Annotated in this window: 4 protein-coding genes; 2 read left to right on the forward strand and 2 right to left on the reverse strand. The window is 71.8% G+C overall.

The features are described from left to right. On the reverse strand, positions 1-1,969 hold a 1,969-nt coding region (locus ACFFNX_RS42070; protein ID WP_446678554.1), incomplete at its 3' end, for a class III lanthionine synthetase LanKC N-terminal domain-containing protein. Positions 1,970-2,086: 117 nt separating this feature from the next. Continuing rightward, a complete protein-coding gene (locus ACFFNX_RS42075) occupies positions 2,087-2,257 on the reverse strand; it encodes a hypothetical protein (RefSeq protein WP_285579580.1) in 171 nt (56 codons plus the stop codon). 302 nt (positions 2,258-2,559) lie between these two features. On the opposite strand from ACFFNX_RS42075, the gene ACFFNX_RS42080 reads away from it, so the two are divergent. Both ACFFNX_RS42080 and ACFFNX_RS42085 read left to right on the forward strand, forming a co-directional pair. Beyond that, entirely contained in the window at positions 2,560-4,458 is a 1,899-nt protein-coding gene (locus ACFFNX_RS42080) for an ABC transporter ATP-binding protein (RefSeq protein ID WP_378211844.1), read from the forward strand. A gap of 123 nt (positions 4,459-4,581) precedes the next feature. Continuing rightward, positions 4,582-4,952 (forward strand): MauE/DoxX family redox-associated membrane protein (locus ACFFNX_RS42085; RefSeq protein ID WP_378211845.1); only part of this gene is annotated, 371 nt, incomplete at its 3' end.

Raw genomic sequence — 4,952 nt, forward strand, 5'->3', positions numbered from 1 at the left:
CGCCGGGGTCGGCGACGTCCCCGGTGATCAGCCGCCGGGCGCACTCGGCGGCGACGTCACGGTGGGACGGGCGCGGGTCGACGGCGTCGAGAACGAGGTGGCCGGCGCCGATCCCCGCGACGCCGTGCGCCTGGTCGGCGGGCTCCCTCCCGGTGCGCCGGATCGGTGCGGGCAGCGGGAGGTCGGGGACGGCCGTCAGCCGGGCGGCGGTAAGGAACAGCGCCGTGCCGGTCATGCCGAAGTAGAGCGACGGCGGCAGTTCGGTGGGCGGCATGCTCTCCACGGTCCACCGCGCCAGGTCGGCGGCGACGGCCTTGCCCTCGGGGTGGTGCAGGAGCTCCATGCCGACACCTGCGGAGCCGCCGTACACGTTCGTGACCGGCGGGCTGGAGCGCCGTACGTCGGCCGGGCCCGCCATGAGCTTCTCGGCGTACCGGACGCACTCGCGGGTGGTGTGCGTGAGGACCGCCGACAGCAGGTCGCCGGTCGGAGCCGAGGGCACCGGGTACGGGCGCGCGGCCGTCGTGGCGGTGCGGCCGTGCCGCCCGGCCCGGATGTCGGCGGCGGCCTCCGCGCGCTCCTCCGGGTCGAGGCCGAGCAGGCGCGGCAGCAGCCCGCGCACGCCCGTCGTCACGCCCGGAAAGATCCGCGCCAGGCACTGCAGCGTCCGCTCCAGCCCGCGCTCCGGCTCGGGGTCGATGATGATCGGGTTCAGCCCGGTGGCCGCGTAGAACAGCGTCGCCCCGAGCGAGAAGTAGTCGTCGGCGGCCACGGAGGGCCGCCCGGTGCGCTGGTCCGGGACGCTGTAGCCGCGGCTCCAGCCGGGCAGTTGCAGGTCCTCGTAGCGGCTGGTGCCGAAGTCGATGAGCGTGCAGGCGCCGTCCGCGCCGAGCACGATGTTCTTGGGCGACAGGTCCCGTACGACGACGCCACGCGCGTGCACCGCGTCCAGTACGCCGAGGAGCCGCGAGGCCAGTACGGCGAGGTCGCGGTCGCCGGGGGCGTCGCGGAACGTGCCCCGCTCGCCCACGAACCGGTTCAGGTCGCTGGATCCGGCGTCGGTCATCACGAGGAACTCGTCCTCACCGTGCCGGAAGTGGTCGATCGGCTCGGGGACGCCGGCGACTCCGGCGAGCGCGGTGAGGATCCGCAGCTCGTTGCGCAGGTACATCCGAAGGTCCGTGCCGTCGCCGTTCTCCCCGACGTACGCGCGGGCCTCCTTGACGACCACGGGCCGTTCCCGCTTGTCGACCGCCCGGTAGACGTTGCCGCGCGGTCCCCGCATGACGCCGGACGTCACGCGGTAGCGGCCGCCGATCCGCCGGGCCCGCGGCGGAGCCTCCCCGCCACCACGGGCGGCGGCGATCGGGGCGGACGCGGCCGGGCGGAACGGGTCGGTGGCCCACGGCGGGCAGGTGAACTCGGCGCCGGCCACGCCGGGCAGGCTGTCACCGTCCGGGCCGACGATCACCAGCTCGAAGTCGCCGTTGTCGTCCACCCGGTACTGCGGCGCGAACGGGGCGTACCGGTAGTACACCGGCGCGTCGGGCCGTACGCGGCGGTCGCTGACCACCCGCGGCGCGGCCAGCCCGACGAGGGCCTCGGCGAGGCGGTGCCCGATCTCGACGACCGCCTCCTGCGGCGGGTAGACGGTGATCGCCTTGCCGACCGCCCCGGCGTCGAGGTCGCCGGAGTTCAGCTCGCGGAGCATTTCCACCGACCGTGCGACCTTGAAGTCACAGGGCACCGCGAACAGAATCGGAATGGCACGCCGAAGGGTGGCCTCAAGAGTCGCCGGACGCGCCGACACGTGGAGTTTCCACCCCTGCGGGTCCAGCGTGAAAGCCGGGTCGTGAACATTTATCCACGTGTCGTCCGAGCCCATTTCCCTACCACTCCGGTCGGCTGACCCGGAAATGATGCCGAGAATATCCGGGCCGGCTTCAGATGAGGGTGTGTCCATCGCCATCCCTGAGCGCGCAGAAGAGGACCGCCGGGAAAGACCACCGATCGGTGTGATGGCCTTTCCCGACGCCCGTGGACCAGCGCCCGGCCTTTTCGCGAAGCCGGGCCGGTTTTCGGCTTGTTACACGATGGACGGGCAGCACGGGTACGTGCTGCAGACCGTGCGCTTGCAGGTGTTGACGCAGGCCTGCGGGCCGTGCAGCAGCTCGGTCAACTCCATCTCGAAGTCGACGTCCAGGTCCTCGGGGTCGAGGACGCCCGCGTCACGGGGCTCGAGGAGAAGTGCGGACATGGGGGCTCCTTCCTTGGCCGCCTGTTGAGCGGCCGGTACGGGGCAAGAGCTGGGGGCGATGCGGGTACGCGCCGTTCCCCGTGTTCGTCACATCCGGGTTCCACATAGTGATTCGGACGTGATCACCGACGCATTATGAACAGACGTCCGGGAGGCTGTCCAGACCGCAATCCGTGAGCGTCCGACCGCACTTGAAGGCGCGGCAAATAGGCATTTACATGCTGCAAACCATCACTTACAGTGGCACCCGTGCCATGGCGTACCCATACCCTTACCTGTCCATCGACGGGCGACTTTCGCGGATGAGGTTGCGACCCAAAAAGCGCCGCCTCCAGGATGTTTCGCCGGACCGGTCCGGCCTTGATGTCGCCTACTGGGAAAGCCACGACGAGGAACTGCTGTCGGCCGGGCTGGGCACGATGGCCCGCCGGCTGCCCACGCTCGTCGCCGCGGCCTTCCGGCTCGCCTGGCGCGCGAACCGCCGGGACACCGCCGTCGCGCTCGGCGGCAATCTCCTGGCCGGCTTCTTCACCGCGTTCGGGCTGCTGGCGACCTCCGACGTGCTCTCACCGCTGTTCGCCGGAGGGCCGACACCCGGCCGGGTGCGCGCGGCGCTGCTCGCGCTGCTCCTCGTCGTCCTGGCCGCGGGCCTGCGCGGCACTCTGCTGGTCGCCGCGGGCTGGGCGCAGGCACGACTGAAACCACAGGTCGAACGGCACGCGGAGACCCGTCTGTTCGAACTGACGACGCAGGTGGAGCTCACCGCGTTCGACGACCACGACTTCCACAACGCCATGCGCCGCGCCCGCGACAACGGCGTCCCCGACACCGCGACCGTGGTGGAGATGACGGTCAGCGCGGTCACCGGCGTGGTCGGCGTGGTGGCCCCGGCGGTCGCGCTCGGCCTGATGCACCCGATCCTCATGCCGTTGCTCCTGGTCACGGCCGTACCGGCCGGGTACACCGCGCTGCGCACGGCGCGGCTGCGCTATGAGGCCTTCTACCGGCTGTCGACGGCGCGGCGGCGCAAGTTCATGCTGTCGGACCTGATGGCCGAGCGGCAGCCCGCCGCCGAGGTCCGGGCGTTCACCCTCCGTACGTTCCTCCTGGAGGAGTACGACCGCGTCGCCGAGCAGGAGCAGCAGGTCCAGCTCGAGACGGCCCGCCACCAGACCGCGGCCAAGGCCTCCGGCGACCTGCTGACCGGGACGGCCACCGTCGCGGTGTACTGCGCCCTCGGCGGACTGCTCGTCGGCGGGATGATCCCGCTCGCCATGGCCACGGCCGCGGTGCTCGCGATCAGGGCCGGCCAGTCCTCGCTCACCGCCCTGATGCAGACCGTGAACCGCCTGTACGAGGCGGGCCTGTACTTCGGCGACTACCTGAGCTTCCGCGAGCTCGCCGCCGCACGGATCCGCTCGCCACGGGGGACGGCACTGCCGGCGCCGTTCCAGCGGCTCACCGCCGAGAAGGTGTCCTTCACCTATCCGGGCGCGAGCGAGCCCGCGCTGTCGGACGTGAGCGTCACCGTCGCGCGGGGCGAGGTGATCGCGCTCGTCGGCGAGAACGGATCGGGCAAGACCACCTTCGCCAAGCTGCTCGCCGGGCTCTACCGGCCCGGCAAGGGAACGATCCACTGGGACGACACCGACCTCGCCGAGCTGGACGGCGACACTCTCCGGCAGCGGATCTCCGTGATCGCCCAGGATCACACGCGGTGGCCGCTCACCGTACGGGAGAACATCGTGATGGGCCGCCCGGTGGACGACGACCGTCTCGTGGGCGCCGCCGCGGCGGCCGGGGCCGACCAGGTGATCGCCGACCTGCCGCGCGGCTACGACGCCCTGCTCGACCGCCGCTTCCGCGGCGGACACGACCTGTCCGGCGGCCAGTGGCAACGCATCGCGGCGGCCCGCGGCTTCTACCGCGACGCTGCGCTGGTGATCTTCGACGAGCCGACGTCGGCACTGGACGCCCGCGCCGAACACGCGCTGTTCGAACGGATCCGGCGGCACGCCGACGGCCGTACCGTCATCCTCATCACCCATCGCCTCGCCAGTGTCCGCTTCGCCGACCGGATCTACGTACTCGAACACGGCCGGATCGCCGAACAGGGTGACCACGGAGAGCTGATGAACCACGGCGGCCTGTACGCGGAGCTGTACCGGCTACAGGCATCGGCCTACCAGGAGGCCCCATGACCGAGCGAAGCGAGAACACGCCCCGGTGGTCACGCCCCCCGACGAAGGAGGACCCGTGACCGAGCGAAGCGAGAGAACCAAAAACACGGCCCGGTGGTCACATCCCCCGACGAAGGAGGACCCGTGACCGTGCTCGCGGCGGCGTGGCCGGCGCTGGTGGTCGTCCTGGTGGTGGCCGCGGCGGGCAAGGTACGCGACGTCGGCGGGTTCGCCGCCGTCATCGACGGCTACCGCCTGCTGCCACGCCGCCTCACCCCGCCGGCCGCCGTGGCGGTACTGGCGGCGGAGGCGGCGGCCGTCCTCCTCCTCGCGGTTCCCGCCACCCGCCGGTGGGGCGGGCTGCTGTCGGCGGCGCTCTTCGCGGTGTTCCTGGCCGCGATGGTCTCGGTGCTGCGCCGGGGCATGGACGTCGACTGCGGATGCTTCGGCTCGTCCCGCGCCTCCCGGGTGGGCCCGTTCACGGTGGCCCGTACGGGACTGCTGCTGGTCCTGGC

Origin of the sequence: Actinoallomurus acaciae (assembly GCF_042429965.1) — a bacterium.
Lineage (GTDB): Bacteria > Actinomycetota > Actinomycetes > Streptosporangiales > Streptosporangiaceae > Actinoallomurus > Actinoallomurus acaciae.